Origin of the sequence: Thauera propionica, assembly GCF_002245655.1 — a bacterium.
Taxonomy (GTDB): Bacteria; Pseudomonadota; Gammaproteobacteria; order Burkholderiales; family Rhodocyclaceae; genus Thauera; species Thauera propionica.
Map to the genome: position 1 here is coordinate 113105 of NZ_NOIH01000002.1, position 18008 is coordinate 131112.

Sequence of the window (18008 nt, forward strand, 5' to 3'; positions counted from 1 at the left end):
TTCCCGAGCGGAGCCGTGCTCCTGTGATGGGCAGGCCGCGTGAGCTTGGAATATTAGATATTTATCAACTGCTCCAAGACTAAAAGCATAACGCAAGCCCTCAATAAGCTTCCGTTAAAAAATGCCCAATTTGGGCAAAAACGCGGGAATTGCGAATCACTTGCGCGCGCGCGGGTGCGCCTTGTCGTAAACGCTCGCCAGATGCTGGAAATCGAGGTGGGTATAGACCTGGGTGCTGCGAATGCTCGCGTGCCCGAGCAACTCCTGCACGGCACGCAGATCCCCGCTTGATTGCAGCAGATGACTGGCGAAACTGTGGCGCAGCATGTGGGGATGAACATGCACGCCAAGGCCGAGCGCACGGGCGCGATGCGCCAGCCGGCTGCGGATGCCGGCTGGCGACAGCCGCTGCCCGGTACGACTCAGGAACAGTGCCTTCTCTCCTGCGGCGGCAAGCGGCCCGCGCACCGTGAGCCATTGGCGCAGCGCCTCGAGCGCCTTCCCGCCCACCGGAACGCTGCGGCTGCGCTGACGCTTGCCGGTGACGGTGACCATGGCCTCTTTCAGGTCGAGACCGCCGTCGACGTCGAGTGCGGCCAGCTCGGCCAGGCGCAGGCCCGAGGAATAGAACAGCTCGAACATTGCCACGTCGCGCAGCTCCAGCGGCCCCTCGGCCTCGGGATCGAGCAGGGCCTGGGCCTGATCGGGCGACAGCGCGCGCGGCAGCGTGGTGGCCGATTTCGGTGCACGGATGCCCTCGACGGGATTCGCCTTCAGGCCATGATGACGGGCGAACCAGCGATACAGGCCGCGCCAGGCCGACAGGTTGCGGGCAATCGAACGCCCCGACAGTCCTTCGCCGTGCAGACGGGCGACGAAACGGCGAATGTCGTGCACCGCCAGCGTCGGCAGCGGCCGTCCTTCGGCCAGACGAAGCAGGTTGCCAAGATCGCGCCGATAGGCCGCCAGCGTCAGCGGCGATGCGCGTCGTTGACTGGCCAGCCAGCCCAGCCAGGCCTCGGCCTCATCCGGCAGGGGCAGCCCTGCGGCTGCCTGTGTTGCTGGGGACGAGCCCGTGGGCAGCGCGCTCATGCGATGTCAGCGAAGGGCTGGCGCCGTGCCGGCATCAGGGCTGCGGCTTCAGGGCCGCCGCGGCAAGCTCGCCGATGCGGCCGAGGTAGAGCGTGCCCATCTCGGCGTAGAAGCGCTCGGGCTCGGCGCCACCGAGTGCCAGCAGGCCGAATACGGCACCGGCCGCGCGCAAGGGGATCAGCGCGACGGAGCGGACGTGAGGCGCGGATTCGCCGAAGCAGGCCAGCAGCTCCATGCTCTCGGGCGCCCCGCAGTAGGGATGGCGCATCGCCTCGATCTGGCGCTGCACCGAATCGGGGAAGCGGCAGGGCACGTCGCCGGCTCCCCACAGTTCGAGCGCGACATAGGGCACGGCAAAATCCTCGCGCAGGCTCTCCGCCAGAAGCTGCCCCGCCAGCCCGGGCTCGCGCGCCTCCAGCAACTGCACCGCCAGGCGGTGCACCTTGGCACTGATGTCGTCGTTCTCCTCGCCGAAGCGGATCAGCTCGACCAGCTTCAGCTCGAGCTGGCGAATCTTGTCGCGCAGTGCGTACAACTGGCGTTCGGCAAGGGAAATCGCCTGGCCGCCATGCTGCGGATGCGGCACCGTGAGCTGGGTGAACAGCTCGCCGTGCTCGGCGAGGAAATCGGGGTTGTCGCGCAAGTAGCGGGCGACGTCTTCGGCGTTCATCGGCAATACTCCCGTCGGGCGACGCATGCGCCCGGCATCATACATCGCACAGCGGCCGGCGGCCGCTGCGCAGCGAATTCCATGGATTCAGTCGAGCGACATCTCGCCCTCGAACACCGTGACAGCAGGCCCGGTCATCAGCACCGGCGTACCCGGACCACCCCAGGCGATCTCGAGTTCGCCGCCGCGGGTCTCTACCCGCACCGGCGACACCACCAGATTGCGCACGATGCCCGTGACCACGGCGGCGCAGGCGCCGGTGCCGCAGGCAAGCGTCTCGCCCGCGCCGCGCTCGAACACGCGCAGTCGCACCCGGTTCGCGTCGACGACCTGCAGGAAGCCGGCATTGACCCGTGCCGGGAAACGCGGGTGGCACTCGATCAGTGCGCCCTGCTCGGCCACCGGAGCGGCGTCGACGTCGGCCACCACCTGCACCGCGTGCGGGTTGCCCATCGACACCGCGGTGATCGCCACCGTGGCCTCGCCCACCTGCAGCGGTTGCACGAAGGCATCGGAGTCGGACACGAAGGGCACCTTCGCCGGCGTCAGCTCGGGCACGCCCATGTCGACCGTGACGAGCCCGTCCTCGCGCAGGCACGGCGCGATCACGCCGGACTTTGTCTCGACGCGTATCTCGCGCTTGTCAGTCAGGCCCTTGTCGTGCACGAAGCGCACAAAGCAGCGCGCGCCGTTGCCGCACTGCTCGACCTCACCGCCATCGGCATTGAAGATGCGGTAACGGAAGTCGACGCCGGGCTGGGTCGCCGGTTCGACGACCAGCAGCTGGTCGCAGCCGACACCGAAGTGGCGGTCGGCGATGGCCTTGACGCGCGCCGGCGTGAGATCGACCTGGGTGCGCGTGGCATCGATGACGACGAAGTCGTTGCCGAGGCCATGCATCTTGGTGAAGCGCAGTTTCATCGCAGCTCTTTCAGGAGTAGGCGGTTGCAGGGCAGACAGGGTCTGCAGGCGGCGATTGTCCTCCACTGCGCCGACCAGCGTCCACCGGACCGGCACGCCCTCTCAGTAAAAGCGCGGCTCGCCCTTGGGCCGCGTCTTGAAGCGGCGGTGCACCCAGTAGTACTGCTCGGGCATGGTGCGCACTACGCCTTCAAGCCAGCGGTTCATGCGCAAGGTATCTGCCTCGACGTCGTCGGATGGATAGTCCGCCCACGGCTCGCCCAGTTCCAGCACGTAGCCTGCGCCGCCGGGCAGCACGCGCGCGATGCTGGGCACCACTGCCGCACCGGCCAGGCGCGCGAGGCGCGGCAGGCCGGTGATGGTGGCGGCCGGTACGCCGAAGAAGGGCACGAAGATCGATTCGCGGCGGCCGTAATCGAGGTCGGGCAGGTAGTAGAGCGGGCGGCCGGCTTTCATCGCCTTCACCGTGGATCGCACACCATCGCTGCGCGACAGCAGCAGCTGGTCGTTGAAGCGGCTGCGGCCGTGGTGCAGCCAGCGGTCGAAGACCTTGTTCTTCTGCCGGGCATAGACGCTCACGAAGTCGCCTTCCATCGACAGCCGGGTGCCAGCCATGTCGAGGCCGACGAAGTGCGGTGTGAGCAGGATCACCGGCCGTCCCGCAGCCTTCAGCGCGTTCAGGCGCTCGAGGCCCTCGATGCGCACCAGTTTGCGCAGGCGCTCCGGGCTCGCCCACCAGGCCAGGCCGCGCTCCAGCATGCTGCGCCCGGTCACGGCGAAGTGCCGCCGCGCCAGCGCCCGGCGCTCGGCCTCGGACAGTTCGGGAAAACACAGCCGCAGGTTGGTCAACGCCACCTTGCGCCGCGGCACCACGAAGACATATAGCAGCAGCCCGAAGGCTTGGCCGATGCGCGACAGCACCGACAGGGGCAGCCAGTGGAGCAGCCAGAAGGCTGCGATGGCGAGGCGGCTCATTGCCCGGCCTCCCCGCTGTCGGCCGCGGCGGCACGCTCGCCGCGCGGCTGCTTGTAACGGTTGTAGCCCCACAGGTATTGCTGCGGGCATTGCAGGATGATGCGCTCGACCTCGCGATTGATGATGGCGACGTCGGCCTCGAGTTCGCCGGTCAGCGCCTCGGTCGGCGCCTGCAGACGGAAGACGTAGCCTTCGCCGCGCGGCAGACGCTCGGCCCAGGTGTAGATCACGCGCACGCCCTTCACCGCCGCCAGGCGCGCCGCCAGCGTCATTGTCCACGCCGGCTTGCCGAAGAAAGGCACCCACATGCCTTCGCCTTCGCCGGGCACCTGGTCGGGCAGCATGCCCACCGCCTCCTGGCTGCGCAGGGTCTTGACCAGCTTGCGCACGCCCGACAGGTCGGCCGGCGCGGTGCGCATCTGGCCACGCGCGCGGCCCGCTTCCATCAGCGGCTGCAGCTCAGGCTTGCGTGGTGGCCGGTAGAGCACCGTGATCGGAATCTTCGCCGCGATGCACTGCGCGGTGATCTCGAAGCAACCCAGATGCGGCGTGATGAACAGGATGCCCGCCCCATCGGCGCGCGCCTGTTCGACGAGCTCCCAGCCTTCGGTGCGCACGGCAGCCGCCACGACCTCCTCGGCCGGACGCAGCCAGATCCAGGGCAGCTCCAGCGCCTGGCGCCCGGCTTCGGCGATGGCGGCACGCAGCACGCCTTCATCCTCACGACCCAGCGCATTGAACAGGTTCTCGCGCAGGCGGCGCGCATACGAGGGCGAGGCGCGATACACGAGCCAGCCCGCCCAGCTGCCGAGGCGATGCAGGCAGGACAGGGGCAGGCGGGAGAGAAGACGGAACGAAAGGTCGACCAGCACGTCAGAGTCGGGCGAGAGGAAATCCAGAAGGGAACGGGGCCGCCGCAGCCGGACGACCAGGATCGGGTGCCCGGCGCAATACCTCACACCGGGCGCAGGGGTGAATGCTTACACAGCCGACGATCCGGGTCTATAATCCGTGCGACCGCCGAGTTAAATCGACAACTTGCAGGGCGGTGACGCGGCAACGATGCCCGCGCGACAAATACTGCTAAAGCGTCGGCTGCTCGACGAAATCCCCGGAGCTGGCCGCAGACGCAAGGCCATAACGACGGGGATTTTTGTTTTTCAAGGAGCAGCAGCATGGCAGAGTTTCTCTTCACCTCCGAATCGGTCTCCGAAGGCCATCCGGACAAGGTCGCGGACCAGGTCTCCGACGGCGTGCTCGACGCCATCCTGGCCGAGGACCCCAAGGCGCGCGTCGCCTGCGAGACGCTGGTATCCACCGGCCTCGTCGTGATCTCGGGCGAGATCACGACCACCGCCCACCCCAACTACCGCGAGATCGCGCAGGACGTCATCCGCCGCATCGGCTACGACAACTCCGACATCGGCTTCGACTACAAGAGCTGCGCGGTGCTGGCGGCGATCAACCGCCAGTCGCCCGACATCGCCCAGGGCGTCGATGCCGCCAACGACGACCCGCTCGACCAGGGTGCCGGCGACCAGGGCCTGATGTTCGGCTACGCCACCAACGAGACCGACAGCCTGATGCCGCTGCCGATCTACTACGCGCACCGCATCATGCAACGCCAGGCCGAAGTGCGTAAGGATGGCCGCCTGCCGTGGCTGCGCCCGGACGCCAAGAGCCAGCTCACGGTGAAGTACGTCGACGGCAAGCCGGTGGCGATCGACACCGTGGTCGTTTCCACCCAGCACGACCCGGACGTGACCCAGGAGCAGATCCGCGAGGCGGTCATCGAGCTGATCATCAAGCCGGTGCTGCCCAAGGAGTTGATGCAAGGCGATGTGCGCTACCTGGTCAACCCCACCGGCCGCTTCGTGGTCGGCGGCCCGCACGGCGACTGCGGCCTGACCGGGCGCAAGATCATCGTCGACACCTACGGCGGCGCGGCCCACCACGGCGGTGGCGCGTTCTCGGGCAAGGACCCGTCCAAGGTCGACCGTTCGGCCGCCTACGCCGGGCGCTACGTGGCCAAGAACATCGTCGCCGCCGGCCTGGCGGACAAGTGCGAGGTGCAGGTGGCCTACGCCATCGGTGTGGCACGCCCGGTGTCACTGATGGTCAACACCTTCGGCACCGGCAAGATCGCCGACGAGAAGATCGTCGCACTGGTCTGCAAGCACTTCGACCTGCGTCCGAAGGCGATCATCCAGACGCTGGACCTGCTGCGTCCGATCTACTCCAAGACCGCCGCCTACGGCCACTTCGGCCGCGACGAGCCGGAGTTCAGCTGGGAACAGACCGACAAGGCCGCCGCGCTGCGCGCCGACGCCGGGCTGTAAGCTGCCCCACCCTGGCGCCCCCCGCCGGCAACGGCGGGGGGCGCCTTGCTTGAAGGCTGCCGCGGCGGCGAACGCCCGGCCTCCTATACTGTCTTTCGTTATCCCCAACACATCCGATCCGCCCATGCTCCAGCAAGTCCTGATGTTTGTCCTCGGTCTCACCGTCCTCGTCATCGGCGCCGACGTGCTGGTGCGCGGTGCCTCGCGCCTCGCCGTGTCCTTCGGCGTGTCGCCGCTGGTGGTCGGCCTGACCGTCGTCGCATTCGGCACGAGTGCGCCGGAAATGGCGGTATCGGTCGGCTCGGCGCTCAACGGCAACCCCGACCTCGCGATCGGCAACGTCGTCGGCAGCAACATCGCCAACATCCTGCTGATCCTGGGCATCTCGGCGCTGATCACCCCCTTGCTGGTCGATGAGCAGATCATCCGCCAGGAGATCCCGATCATGATCGGCGCCTCGGCGCTTCTGGTGGTGATGGCGCTCGACGGCAGCATCGGCCGCATCGAGGCCGCAGCGCTGTTCGGCCTGGTGGTCGCCTACACGGTGTTCCTGATCGTGCAGTCGCGCCGCGCCTCGAAGAACGTGCAGGACGAGTTCGAGACCGAGATCCCGACCTCCAACTGGGACCGCCACTGGGCGGTGCAGGTGGCGCTGATCGTGGTCGGTCTGGTCATGCTGGTGCAGGGCGCCGGCTGGCTGGTCGACGCTGCCGTCGCCTTCGCCCGCGCCTTCGGCGTCAGCGACCTGGTGATCGGCCTGACCGTGGTCGCCGTCGGCACCTCGATGCCCGAGATCGCCACCTCGATCGTCGCCGCGATCCGTGGCCAGCGCGACATCGCCGTCGGCAACGTCGTGGGCAGCAACGTGTTCAACATCCTCGCGGTGCTCGGCGTCACCGGGCTGGTGTCGAGCGGCGGCCTGCCGGTGTCGGATGCCGCGCGCAACTTCGACCTTTGGGTGATGCTGGCCGTCGCCTTCGCCTGCCTGCCGATCATGATTTCGGGCCGCGAGATTGCGCGCTGGGAAGGCGGTGTTTTCATCGCCTACTACGCCATCTACACCGCCTGGCTGGTGCTGCAGGCACAGCAGCACAGCAGCCTGCCGGCGTTCTCGGGGGTGATGCTCAGCTATGTGCTGCCGATCACCGTGATCACGCTGGTCGTCTCCATGGTGCGGCAGCCCGGCAAGAGCGCCAGCCACTAAACCCGGCCGGCGGCGCCGGCTGATCAGGCAGACACGCGGAAGCGGCGCACCGCCTGTTCGAGGGCGTCGGCGAGCTGGCTCAGCTCCCCGGCGCGCTGCAGCGAATCGCGCGTCGCGCCGTGGCTTTCCTCGCTCATGCGGGCAATGCGCTCGACGCTCTGGGCGATGTCGGTACTGGCCTGACGCTGCTCGCCGAGCGCGACGCTGATCGAACCGACCACCTCGCGCACCTCGACCGCGCCGCCCTCGAGCGCGGCCACGGCAACACGCGCACGCTCCGCATTCTCGGCTCCGCGCTCGGCCAGCTGACGGCCGTCCTCCATCGTCCCCACGGCCTGGCGGGCATTGGCCTGCACGCGCTCGATCATGGCGTTGATCTCGTGCGTCGACTGGCGGGTGCGCTCGGCCAGCTTGCGCACCTCGTCGGCGACGACGGCGAAGCCGCGCCCCTGTTCGCCCGCGCGCGCGGCTTCGATCGCCGCATTGAGCGCCAGCAGGTTGGTCTGCTCGGCGATCTCCTGGATGACCTGCGCGATGTTCGAGATGCTCTCCGCACTGACCCCCAGATCCGTCACCACGGCGGCCGACGCGGTCATGCGCTGCGCCACCAGGCCGATCGTCTCGACCGCCTGGTTGATCACCGCGACGCTGTCGCGCACCTGTGCCTCCGAGTTGCCGCTGAGCCGGTCAGCGTCGTTCGCATGCTCGGCCACCACCGAGATGCTGGTGCTCAGCTCCTCGATCGAGGCCGCGATGGCCTGCGCGGCATCCGTCTGCGCCAGCGAGGCGGCGGCCACCTTCTCCTCGTTGCTGCGCAGCGTGTCCGCCGCGGCGACGAGTCGCGCGGCATCGGCACGGATGCCACGGATGATGGTCTCCAGCCCACCCTGCATGTCCTGCATGGCCGCAAGCAGGCTGCGGCGGTCGCCACCGCGGATGACGACGCGCTGCTGCAGGTCGCCGTCGGCGATGCGGTGCGCCACCTCCGCCGCATAGGCGGGCTCGCCACCCAGGCGGCACAGCACATTGCGCGTCACCAGCACCGAGGCCACCACGCACACCAGCAGCGCAAAGGCCCCCAGCCCCAGCACGACGAGGCGGCTGCGCTTCAAGGCCTCGGCCGAATCCGAACGCATGCCGGTGGTCAGCTTCTCGAGATGCTCGATCTGCTTCATCAGTTCGCCACGGATCTCGCGCCAGGCCGGCGTCTCGCCACGCACCAGCACCTCGCGCGCGGCCTGCAGGTCATTGGCCCGCACGTTCGCGATCACCTGCGCCTGCAGCGGCGCCCAGCGCTGCACGATCTCCTGCATGCGTGCGGCCGCCGCGGCGCCACCTTCGAGGACGTGCCCGCGCGCGACGATCTGCGCGAGCATCCCGTCGAACTGCTTCTTGGCCTGGTCGAAGTTCTCGTAGGCCTTCGGGTTGGCCGGATCGAGCAGGATGTTGCGCAGCGCCTGGCCCATCTGCAGGCCCTGCGCATAGGTGCGTGTCACGTCGCGCTCGACGGCGAGTTCGGTGTCGATGAAGCCCGACAGGCGCTCGCCGCCAAGCTGCATCTGCCAGAGCGCGCCGCCCAGCGCAAGCAGGAAGAGACCGCAGGTCGAGGCGGCCAGCAATACGAGTTGCGATCGTACGGAAAGGGTCTTGGATGCCATCTTCGTTCTCGTGCGTGCAGTAAGGGAGTTCGACCCGGTACCGGAGTCCGGGCATAAATAAGAATATTTTCATAAGCATATCGGCAGCATGACGGAAGCCTTTAGGCACGATGTCACGCCCGGGACGCAGATAGCGCATTGACCACCACTGCGCCTGCATCCGCCACCTGCATCACGATCCACGCCGGTCGCCATCAGCTATAATCCAACGACTCCGAGGAGCGCTGCGAGGCGCCGGGCCGTCCGGCCCAGGCCCCCAGGCTCGGACCCCGCCCCATGGCGGGTTGCAGTTCAACGGCGCTCACCCTGCTAATCGTCTTCAACCCTGCCGGGTTCGGGATGTCGGGTGAGCCCCTCGCAGCCAGTTCGCGCTGCCCTCCCCCTCCCGCCCGGCCATAGCATGGAGCTCCACATGAACGCTGTGGCTGACAAGAACTTCACCGATTTCGTCGTCGCCGACCTGTCGCTCGCCGACTGGGGCCGCAAGGAAATCCGCATCGCCGAAACCGAAATGCCCGGCCTGATGGCGATCCGCGAGGAATACGCCGCCAGCCAGCCGCTGAAAGGCGCGCGCATCACCGGCTCGCTGCACATGACCATCCAGACCGCGGTGCTGATCGAGACGCTGACCGCGCTCGGCGCCGAGGTGCGTTGGGCCTCGTGCAACATCTTCTCGACCCAGGACCACGCCGCCGCCGCCATCGCCAAGGACGGCATCCCGGTGTTCGCGGTCAAGGGCGAGTCGCTGGCCGACTACTGGGACTACACCCACCGCATCTTCGAATGGGCGGACGGGGGTTACTCCAACATGATCCTCGACGACGGCGGCGACGCCACGCTGCTGCTGCACCTGGGCGCGCGCGCGGAAACCGACCTTTCGGTGCTGGCGAAGCCGGGCTCGGAAGAGGAGACCGTGCTCTTCGCCGCCATCAAGGCCAAGCTGGCGCAGGACCCGACCTGGTACTCGACCCGCCTGGCGCAGATCAAGGGCGTGACCGAGGAGACCACCACCGGCGTGCACCGCCTGTACCAGATGCACGCGCGCGGCGAACTGAAGTTCCCGGCGATCAACGTCAACGATTCGGTGACCAAGTCCAAGTTCGACAACCTGTACGGCTGCCGCGAATCCCTGGTCGACGGCATCAAGCGCGCCACCGACGTGATGGTCGCCGGCAAGATCGCCGTGGTGTGCGGCTACGGCGACGTGGGCAAGGGCTCGGCGCAGGCGTTGCGTGCGCTGTCGGCCCAGGTGTGGGTGACCGAGATCGACCCGATCTGCGCGCTGCAGGCCGCGATGGAAGGCTACCGCGTGGTGACCATGGAGTACGCCGCCGATAAGGCCGACATCTTCGTCACCGCCACCGGCAACTACCATGTGATCACCCACGACCACATGGCGAAGATGAAGGACCAGGCCATCGTGTGCAACATCGGCCACTTCGACAACGAGATCGACGTCGCCTCGGTCGAGAAGTACCAGTGGGAAGAGATCAAGCCGCAGGTCGATCACATCATCTTCCCTGACGGCAAGCGCATCATCCTGCTCGCCAAGGGCCGCCTGGTTAACCTCGGCTGCGCCACCGGCCACCCGAGCTACGTCATGTCGAGCTCCTTCGCCAACCAGACGATCGCGCAGATCGAGCTGTTCACCCGCACGGCCGACTACCCGGTGGGCGTCTACACCCTGCCCAAGCACCTCGACGAAAAGGTCGCCCGCCTGCAGCTGAAGAAGCTCAACGTGCAGCTCACCGAGCTGACCGACGCGCAGGCGGCCTACATCGGCGTGCCCAAGCAGGGCCCGTACAAGACCGACTCGTACCGCTACTGAGCGACGCCGGAGGCCGTCCCGATGAGCATGAACTCCTTCCATGCCCGCCAGGGACGGCCGCGCCATGCGGCCGAGCACAAACAGCCGGTCGATCGCCACGGCCTGCTGCGGGTCGACCAGCTGCTGGTGGCGCAGGGGTTGGCGCCGTCGCGCACCGCGGCGCGCGCGCTGATCGAGGCCGGACGGGTGAGCCACGAGGGCCAGACGGTCACCAAGCCCGCGCACGAGCTGCCGCCGGATGCCCGGCTCGACGTGGTTCCGGACGACAGCGACCGCTTCGTCTCCCGCGGCGCGCTCAAGCTCGAAGGCGCGCTCGCGCGCAGCGGCCTGGATGTGCGCGGCGCAGCCTGCCTCGACATCGGCCAGTCCACCGGCGGCTTCACCGACTGCCTGCTGCAGGCCGGCGCGACGAAGGTGGTCGGGGTCGAGGTCGGCCACGACCAGCTCCATCCGCGCCTGCGCAAGGATCACCGCTGCGTCACGCTCGAAGGCCTCAACGCCCGCCAGCTCACCGCAGCGGATCTCGGCACGCACTGCCCGCCGCACGGGTTCGACCTGCTGGTGTGCGACGCCAGCTTCATCTCGCTCGCCCTGCTGCTGCCGCAATGGGCTGCGCTGCTGTCAGCCAACGGCCATGTGCTGGCGCTGGTCAAGCCGCAGTTCGAAGTCGGCCCGCAAGGCCTGGGCAAGGGCGGCATCGTGCGCGACGCCTCGCTGTACGCCGAGGTCGAAACCCGCCTGCGCGAAGCGGCCCACGCCGCCGGGCTGATCATCCTCGACTGGTTCGACTCGCCGATCACCGGCGGCGACGGCAACCGCGAGTTCTTCTTCCACGCCATCCGCACACCGGATGGCGACACCGATCCGGACACACCATGAGCATCGACATCTCGATCGAGTTCTTCCCCCCCAACACCGCGGAAGGCGCCGAGAAGCTGCGCGCCACACGCGACAAGCTGGCAGCGCTGAAGCCCGCCTTCTTCTCGGTGACCTACGGCGCCGGCGGCTCCACCCGCGAGCGCACCTTCGCCACCGTCAAGGAGATCGCCGCCGCCGGCTACGAGGCCGCACCGCACCTGTCGTGCATCGGCTCCACCCGCGACAGCATCCGCGAGATCCTGCAGGAATACGCCGACGCCGGCATCCGCCGCATCGTCGCGCTGCGCGGCGATCTGCCCTCGGGCGCCGGCGCCGCAGGCGAGTTCCGCTATGCCAACGAGCTGGTCGAGTTCATCCGCGCCGAGACCGGCGATCGCTTCCTCATCGAGGTTGCCGCCTACCCGGAATGGCACCCCCAGGCCCGCAGCCCTAAGGACGACCTGCTCGCCTTCAAGCGCAAGGCCGAGGCCGGCGCCAACTCCGCGATCACGCAGTACTTCTACAACCTCGACGCCTACCTGTACTTCGTCGATGCGGTGCGAAAGCTGGGCGTCGACATCCCGATCGTGCCCGGCATCATGCCGATCGGCAGCTTCAGCAAGCTGGCACGCTTCTCCGACGCCTGCGGTGCCGAGATCCCGCGCTGGATGCGCAAGACCTTCGAGAGCTACGGCGACGATGCGGATGCGATCCGCGCCTTCGGCCTCGACGTCGTCACCCGCCTGTGCGAGAAGCTGATCGCCGAGGGCGCGCCCGGACTGCACTTCTACAGCATGAACATGGCTGGCCCCACGACCGAGATCTGCCGCCGACTCGGACTGCATAACTGAAGCCGCTCACGGTCGCAGTTCAGCCTGCGGCCGTGACCAATCGCACTCGGGCAGGCGGTCTTGCGGCATATGATACGGGGTGAATTTTCGCATCCGCACGGGCACCCGATGCCCCCGGACCCGGCCCGACATCCCGCAGACCCGTCCGCTCATGACGCGACACGCTTCCGCTAACGCCCAGCCGCCCTGCGCACGCCCTGCCCGCGAGGCGCGCCATCGTGCAGTCACCTGCGCCCTGCTGATTGCCGGTCTGATCGGCACGACGGCCGCATCGGCCGCCGGTGAACTCACCGGCATGAGCCTCGAGGACCTGATGGCGGTCAACGTCGTCGGCGCCTCACGCTACGCGCAGACACAGCGGGAAGTCGCCGCAGCGGTCAGCGTCATCACCCGCGACGAGATCAAGGCCTTCGGCTGGCGCACCATCGACGAGGCGCTCGCCAGCCTGCCCGGCATCTTCACGACCTACGACCGCCAGTATTCCTTTCTCGGCGTGCGGGGCTTCGGCACGCCGGGCGACTACACGACGCGGGTGCTGATCGCGATCAACGGCAACCGCTTCAACGAGCCCCTCTACGACGGTGGCCCGACCGGCCGCACGCTGCCGCTCGACATGAGCCTGATCGAGCGCATCGAGTTCATTCCCGGCCCAGGCGGCGCCATCTACGGTCAGAACGCGATGCTGGGCGTGGTCAACATCGTCACGCGCACCGGCCAGACGGTCGATGGGAGCGAGGTGGCGGTGTCCTACCGCTGGCCGCAGGCCGAGCGCACGGCGCGCGCCACCTGGGGCAAGCTGCTCGACAACGACCTCGAGGTGCTCGTGTCGATGTCGGGCCTGGTGTCGCGCGGCGAGGATCATTTCTACGACTTCGGCGCTGCGGGCGTGCGCGGCACGGCGCGCGGCATGGACGGCGAACGCGACGCCGACTTCAACGCCTTGCTGAGCCGCGGCCCGTGGAAGCTGGAGTTCATGAGCGGTGACCGCCGCAAGGACGACCCCACCGCGGCCTTCATGTCCGACCCGCTCAGGGACGGCCAGAAGCAGCGCGACCGCTACACTGGTGCCCAGCTCCAGTACCGCGACCAGATCGGCGACGACCTGACGCTGTCGGCTCGCCTGTACGGCACGGACTACCGCTACGAAGGCCGTTTCTTCTACGACGGGGCGCCCTACGGCTACACGTCCGTCAGCGAACAGCGCGGCATCGAACTGCAGCTGATCTCGACCGCTTTCGCCGGTCACACGCTGTCCTTTGGCGCCGAGTACCGCAACGAAGGGCGCATCGACCAGTATGTCCACGACCTGACCTACCGCGCGAACGACACCGCGATCGAACGCGATGGCTACCGCGCGGGCCTCTACGTGCAGGACGAATGGCGCCTGAGCGACACACTGTCGAGCACCGCAGGCCTGCGCGTGGACCGCAACCGCGACGGCGACATCGAGCTGAGCCCCCGCCTGGGCCTGATCTGGGCCGCACGTCCCGACACCACGCTGAAGGCGCTACTGGGCCGCGCACACCGCGAACCGAACGCCTACGAACGCGACTACGAGGAAGACGGCACCCAGGCGGCCAACCCCAACCTCGACGGCGAGTCCATCGACACGGTCGAACTCGTCATTGACCATGCCGCAACCGATCAGCTGCACCTGCGTGCCGCGCTCTATCGCTGGCAGATCGAGGACATGATCCGCCTCGGCGAAGACCCGGTCAGTGGCCTGCCGCAGTTCCAGTCGGCCGGCCGGGCCCGCGCCAAGGGCATCGAGCTGTCGGCGAGCCAGAGCTGGCGCACGGGGGCGCGCCTGCGCACGAGCCTGGCTCTGCAGAAGCTCGACGCCGAATACGGCGACAAGGTCGAGAACTCGCCCGAAGTGCTCGCCAAGCTCAACTTCTCGACGCCCATCCCGCACACCTCGCTGCGCCTCGGCTACGAACTGCGTCACGACGGCAGCCGCTACAACGGCGTCGGCGACAGGATTCCCGGATACTGGCTGTCGAACCTGCACCTCGTCGCCGAACGCTGGGCGAAGGGGCTCGAGGTCTCGCTCACCGTACTGAACCTGTTCGACCGCGAGTACGCGCATCCAAGCGCCATCCCGCGCCTGAACTGGCAGCGCGACATCGAGCAGGACGGCCGCAGCGTGCGCCTCGGACTCGAGTACCGCTTCTGAGGCCATGATGCGTCTGTCCGCGCCTTCACGCCTCCGCTATGGCATGCGTACCTTGACGGTGCTCTTGTCGGGCTGCCTGCTCGCGGCGTTCTCGCTCGGTGCGATGCCGCGCGCGCACGCCGACAGCGCGGAGGAGTACCGGCTGAAGGCGGCCTTCCTGTACAACTTCGCCAGCTTCACCGACTGGCCGGAGACGCTCGGCGACACGCTGGCCTTCTGTGTCTATGGCGAAGACCCCTTCGGTGCCCATCTCGACGCGCTTGCCGGCACCGCGATCGGCAGCCGCCGTATCGCCGTGCATCGGGCACGCAGCGTCGAGGCGCTGCCGCGCTGCGACCTCGTCTATGTCAGTCCGGCCATGGTCGGCAACCTGCCGCGCCTGTTCGACGTGCTGGGCCGCAACGCCACCCTGGTCGTCACCGACGCGCCAGGCAGCCTGCAGCACGGCGCCATGCTGAACATGAATACCGCCGCCGGCCGTGTCACCTTCTCGGCCAACCTTGCCGCCACCCGACGCCAGGGCCTGAACCTGAGCGCCAAGCTGCTGCGGCTGGCCACCGAGGTCGTGCAATGACCCCGCCCGCCCCGCAGACACCGGAGTCGCCGCTGCCGATCACGCTCGGCAAGCAGATGCGTCGCGCCAACCTGATCGCGCTCGGACTCGCGGTGGGGCTCGTCGCGTTCATCCTCATCATCGGCAACCTCGTCATCAGCGCCCTCGCCCTCGAGTCGAGCACGCGCACGATGGCGCGTGTGCTGGCCGACAACGCCGCAGCCAGCCTCATGTTCGACGACGCCGAATCGGCCCGCAGCGTCCTCGACACGCTGCAGCAATCGCCCGACGTGCTGCACGCCGCCATCTTCGACAACGACCACGCCCTCGTCGCCGAGTACAGGCGGACCGGGCAGGCGGCGGATCAACGCCGTTTCACCCCCCTGCCCGCCGGGGAAACGGGCCGCTTCACGCTCTCCGCGCTGCGAGTCGCCAAGCCGATCACCCAGCAGGGCCGCACACTCGGCACGCTGCAACTCGACGTCCAGCTGCGGCCGATCTACCTGCAGGCCGCAAGCTACGCGGCCATCACGATCCTCGCCGCGCTGCTGGCGATGACGGTCGCGGCGACGCTGCTGCGCCGCCTGAACCGCAGCATCCTGTGGCCGCTGGCCGGCCTCACCGCACAGATGGAGCGCGTGGCGCACGACGACTACGAGGCCCGCGCCGAGCGCAGCCACATCGTCGAGATCGACGCCCTGGCGCGCGGTTTCAACCGCATGCTCGAGCAGATCGCCGAACGCGACACCCGGCTTGCCCAGCACACCCAGGAACTGCAGCAGGCCAAGGACGCCGCCGAGGCGGCAAGCCTGGCCAAGAGCCACTTCCTGGCAACCATGAGCCACGAAATCCGCACGCCGATGAATGGCGTGCTCGGCATGACCGAGCTGCTGCTGGCCAGCCCGCTCGACCGGGAGCAGCGGCGCTTCGCCGAGGCGGTCGACAGCTCGGGTCGACACCTGCTGGGCATCATCAACGACATCCTCGACTTCTCGAAGATCGAGTCCGGGCGGCTCGAGCTGGAACAGGTCGAGTTCGATCTCGGTGAGCTGCTCGAGGAGTGCGTGTCGATGTTCACCCGACCGGCCGAGGAGAAACAGCTCGAGCTCGTCCTCGACCTGCCGGCCGACACCGCGCGCCGCGTGCGGGGCGACCCGTTCCGCATCCGTCAGGTCATCGCCAACCTGCTTAACAACGCGATCAAGTTCACCCTGCAGGGCGAGGTCGTGGTGCGAGCCCGACTGCTTGCGGAAACGCCCGCTGGCTGCCGCCTGAAGCTCCGTATCGAGGACACCGGCATCGGCATTCCGCAGCATGCCCAGCAGCGCATCTTCGAGCACTTCGCGCAGGTCGATGGCTCCACGACGCGCCGCTACGGAGGGACCGGACTCGGGCTCGCCATCTGCCGCCGCCTGGTCGAGCTCATGGACGGCCACATCGGCGTCGACAGCGAACCCGGCAAGGGCTCCTGTTTCTCGATCGAGCTCACCCTGCCGGCCGGCGCCAGCGCCAAGCCGACCGAGGCCGGTGAGCTTGCCGGCCTGCGTGTCCTGGTCGTGGACGACAATCGCACGCAGCGCGAGGCACTCCGTGCGCAGTTGCAGGCCTGGCAGATGCTCGTCGAGTGCGCGGACGGCGGCGAACATGCGCTCGCGCCCCTGCGCCAAGCCGCTGCGGGCGGTACGCCGTTTGCCCTTGTGCTCATCGACCTGCAAATGCCCGGCATGGACGGCATGGCGCTGGCGCGCGAGATTCGCAGCCTGACGGCGTTGTCGGCAACGCCGCTGGTCATGATGCGCACCAGCCACGCCCGTGCCGAACTGCGCGAAGGCGGGCAGGCGCTCGCACTCACTTGGCTGCACAAGCCGGTATTCCGCGCCGAACTGCGCCAGGCGCTGCTCGCCGCCCTGCACCCGCAGACAACCGTCGGAATGACGTCCGCTGCAGCCACCGAAGCCGCCGAGGCACCATCGCCAGCAGCGCTGACGGGCCGGGTGCTGCTGGCCGAGGACAACCCGGTCAACCAGCATGTGGCACGGGCGATGCTGACGCGGCTGGGGCTGGAGGTGACCGTCGTCGGCGACGGCCTGGCGGCGAGCGAGGCCGCTGCGCAGGACGCGTTCGACCTCATCCTGATGGATTGCCACATGCCGCGGATGGACGGTTACGAAGCCAGCGGCGCCATCCGCGAGCGCGAGGCGGGCAAACGCCGCATCCCCATCATCGCGCTGACGGCCAATGTGATGGAGGGCAACCGCGAGCGCTGCCTCGAGGCCGGCATGGACGATTACCTCGCCAAACCCTATTCACTCGACCAGCTCCGCGCGGCGCTGGCGCGCTGGATCGCGATCCCGGCAGACAAGGCCGACGATGACGGCCCTCCGTCGGCGGCCCCTCCGCAGCCCGAAACCGCCCGCGACGCTGCATTGCCGGCCATCGATCGCGGGTTCCTCGCGCAGTTCCGCGAACTCGATCCGCAGGGCGGCATGAAGCTCGCGGGCCGGATCATCGGCATCTACCTCGGCTCCAGCCCCGAGCTGCTCGCCAACATCGAACACGCGCTGGCCAGCGGCGACGGAACCGCCGTCCACCGTGCAGCGCACAGCCTCAAGTCGAGCTCGGCCAACGTCGGCGCAATGACGCTCCACCAGCTGCTGATCGACCTCGAACGCGCCGGCAAGGACGGCCGACTGGAGGAAGCCCGAACCCTGTTCGCGCGCGCTCACGACGAGTACCGGCGCGCGACCGCCGAACTGCTGCCGCTGCAGGCCGAGCTGGCGCGATGAGGAAGCCCAGCGCGCACATCCACCGCCCGCCCCCTCCTTCCGCCGTCCGGTTTAACATGCCGGCATCAAGTGCGGCATGTACCCACGTCTGACGAAA

At 68.2% G+C, this 18008-nt stretch carries 14 protein-coding genes and 1 riboswitch; of the genes, 8 read left to right on the forward strand and 6 right to left on the reverse strand.

The features are described from left to right. Positions 1 to 156: 156 nt before the first annotated feature. From xerC to CGK74_RS00970, 5 genes are all read right to left on the reverse strand, one after another. Positions 157 to 1092 carry a tyrosine recombinase XerC gene (gene xerC, locus CGK74_RS00950; RefSeq protein WP_094266612.1) on the reverse strand — a complete coding sequence of 312 codons (936 nt, stop codon included), beginning with the start codon at positions 1090 to 1092 and terminating at the stop codon, positions 157 to 159. A 34-nt stretch (positions 1093 to 1126) separates the two neighbouring features. Further along, positions 1127 to 1762 (reverse strand): DUF484 family protein, encoded by a 636-nt coding sequence (locus CGK74_RS00955; RefSeq protein ID WP_094266614.1) that lies wholly within the window; start codon positions 1760 to 1762, stop codon positions 1127 to 1129. A gap of 87 nt (positions 1763 to 1849) precedes the next feature. Then, positions 1850 to 2683, reverse strand: coding sequence for a diaminopimelate epimerase (gene dapF, locus CGK74_RS00960; protein ID WP_094266616.1), 834 nt, complete (start codon positions 2681 to 2683; stop codon positions 1850 to 1852). A 102-nt stretch (positions 2684 to 2785) separates the two neighbouring features. Continuing rightward, complete coding sequence (locus tag CGK74_RS00965; protein WP_094266618.1) at positions 2786 to 3658, reverse strand: lysophospholipid acyltransferase family protein; 873 nt, start codon at positions 3656 to 3658, stop codon at positions 2786 to 2788. Then, positions 3655 to 4530 carry a lysophospholipid acyltransferase family protein gene (locus tag CGK74_RS00970; RefSeq protein ID WP_094266620.1) on the reverse strand — a complete coding sequence of 292 codons (876 nt, stop codon included), beginning with the start codon at positions 4528 to 4530 and terminating at the stop codon, positions 3655 to 3657. Before CGK74_RS00970 ends, CGK74_RS00965 begins: the two co-directional genes overlap by 4 nt. A gap of 303 nt (positions 4531 to 4833) precedes the next feature. On the opposite strand from CGK74_RS00970, the gene metK reads away from it, so the two are divergent. Both metK and CGK74_RS00980 read left to right on the forward strand, forming a co-directional pair. Continuing rightward, a complete protein-coding gene (metK, locus tag CGK74_RS00975; RefSeq protein ID WP_094266622.1) occupies positions 4834 to 5997 on the forward strand; it encodes a methionine adenosyltransferase in 1164 nt (387 codons plus the stop codon). Positions 5998 to 6121: 124 nt separating this feature from the next. Next, a complete protein-coding gene (locus tag CGK74_RS00980; protein WP_094266624.1) occupies positions 6122 to 7201 on the forward strand; it encodes a calcium/sodium antiporter in 1080 nt (359 codons plus the stop codon). 23 nt (positions 7202 to 7224) lie between these two features. Here CGK74_RS00980 and CGK74_RS00985 read toward each other — a convergent pair whose 3' ends face one another. Next, positions 7225 to 8859, reverse strand: a complete 1635-nt coding sequence (locus CGK74_RS00985; RefSeq protein ID WP_094266626.1) for a methyl-accepting chemotaxis protein — start codon at positions 8857 to 8859, stop codon at positions 7225 to 7227. A gap of 210 nt (positions 8860 to 9069) precedes the next feature. Next, positions 9070 to 9169, forward strand: a riboswitch (S-adenosyl-L-homocysteine riboswitch). A 102-nt stretch (positions 9170 to 9271) separates the two neighbouring features. Here CGK74_RS00985 and ahcY point away from each other — a divergent pair. The 6 genes from ahcY to CGK74_RS01015 all read left to right on the forward strand — a co-directional run bounded on the left by ahcY (position 9272) and on the right by CGK74_RS01015 (position 17911). After that, positions 9272 to 10687 (forward strand): adenosylhomocysteinase, encoded by a 1416-nt coding sequence (ahcY, locus tag CGK74_RS00990; RefSeq protein ID WP_094266743.1) that lies wholly within the window; start codon positions 9272 to 9274, stop codon positions 10685 to 10687. 21 nt (positions 10688 to 10708) lie between these two features. Beyond that, a complete protein-coding gene (locus CGK74_RS00995; protein WP_094266628.1) occupies positions 10709 to 11566 on the forward strand; it encodes a TlyA family RNA methyltransferase in 858 nt (285 codons plus the stop codon). Next, complete coding sequence (gene metF / locus CGK74_RS01000; protein ID WP_094266630.1) at positions 11563 to 12396, forward strand: methylenetetrahydrofolate reductase [NAD(P)H]; 834 nt, start codon at positions 11563 to 11565, stop codon at positions 12394 to 12396. Before CGK74_RS00995 ends, metF begins: the two co-directional genes overlap by 4 nt. 151 nt (positions 12397 to 12547) lie before the next feature. Then, positions 12548 to 14572: a TonB-dependent receptor plug domain-containing protein gene (locus CGK74_RS01005; protein WP_206186148.1), complete on the forward strand. Its 2025-nt coding sequence runs from the start codon at positions 12548 to 12550 to the stop codon at positions 14570 to 14572. A 43-nt stretch (positions 14573 to 14615) separates the two neighbouring features. After that, the gene (locus tag CGK74_RS01010) at positions 14616 to 15146 is read left to right on the forward strand and encodes a YfiR family protein (protein WP_240498584.1); all 531 of its coding nucleotides are present in this window, start codon (positions 14616 to 14618) and stop codon (positions 15144 to 15146) included. Further along, positions 15143 to 17911: a response regulator gene (locus CGK74_RS01015; protein ID WP_094266632.1), complete on the forward strand. Its 2769-nt coding sequence runs from the start codon at positions 15143 to 15145 to the stop codon at positions 17909 to 17911. The genes CGK74_RS01010 and CGK74_RS01015 overlap by 4 nt, the downstream gene beginning before the upstream one ends. The last annotated feature ends 97 nt before the right edge of the window (positions 17912 to 18008 follow it).

What these genes read in the sequence shown, in the direction of transcription:
- xerC (WP_094266612.1), bottom strand. Translation starts at nt 1,092, where the DNA reads ATGAGCGCGCTGCCCACGGGCTCGTCCCCAGCAACACAGGCAGCCGCA.
- CGK74_RS00955 (WP_094266614.1), bottom strand. Translation starts at nt 1,762, where the DNA reads ATGAACGCCGAAGACGTCGCCCGCTACTTGCGCGACAACCCCGATTTC.
- dapF (WP_094266616.1), bottom strand. Translation starts at nt 2,683, where the DNA reads ATGAAACTGCGCTTCACCAAGATGCATGGCCTCGGCAACGACTTCGTC.
- CGK74_RS00965 (WP_094266618.1), bottom strand. Translation starts at nt 3,658, where the DNA reads ATGAGCCGCCTCGCCATCGCAGCCTTCTGGCTGCTCCACTGGCTGCCC.
- metK (WP_094266622.1), top strand. Translation starts at nt 4,834, where the DNA reads ATGGCAGAGTTTCTCTTCACCTCCGAATCGGTCTCCGAAGGCCATCCG.
- CGK74_RS00980 (WP_094266624.1), top strand. Translation starts at nt 6,122, where the DNA reads ATGCTCCAGCAAGTCCTGATGTTTGTCCTCGGTCTCACCGTCCTCGTC.
- CGK74_RS00985 (WP_094266626.1), bottom strand. Translation starts at nt 8,859, where the DNA reads ATGGCATCCAAGACCCTTTCCGTACGATCGCAACTCGTATTGCTGGCC.
- ahcY (WP_094266743.1), top strand. Translation starts at nt 9,272, where the DNA reads ATGAACGCTGTGGCTGACAAGAACTTCACCGATTTCGTCGTCGCCGAC.
- CGK74_RS00995 (WP_094266628.1), top strand. Translation starts at nt 10,709, where the DNA reads ATGAGCATGAACTCCTTCCATGCCCGCCAGGGACGGCCGCGCCATGCG.
- metF (WP_094266630.1), top strand. Translation starts at nt 11,563, where the DNA reads ATGAGCATCGACATCTCGATCGAGTTCTTCCCCCCCAACACCGCGGAA.
- CGK74_RS01005 (WP_206186148.1), top strand. Translation starts at nt 12,548, where the DNA reads ATGACGCGACACGCTTCCGCTAACGCCCAGCCGCCCTGCGCACGCCCT.
- CGK74_RS01010 (WP_240498584.1), top strand. Translation starts at nt 14,616, where the DNA reads ATGCGTACCTTGACGGTGCTCTTGTCGGGCTGCCTGCTCGCGGCGTTC.
- CGK74_RS01015 (WP_094266632.1), top strand. Translation starts at nt 15,143, where the DNA reads ATGACCCCGCCCGCCCCGCAGACACCGGAGTCGCCGCTGCCGATCACG.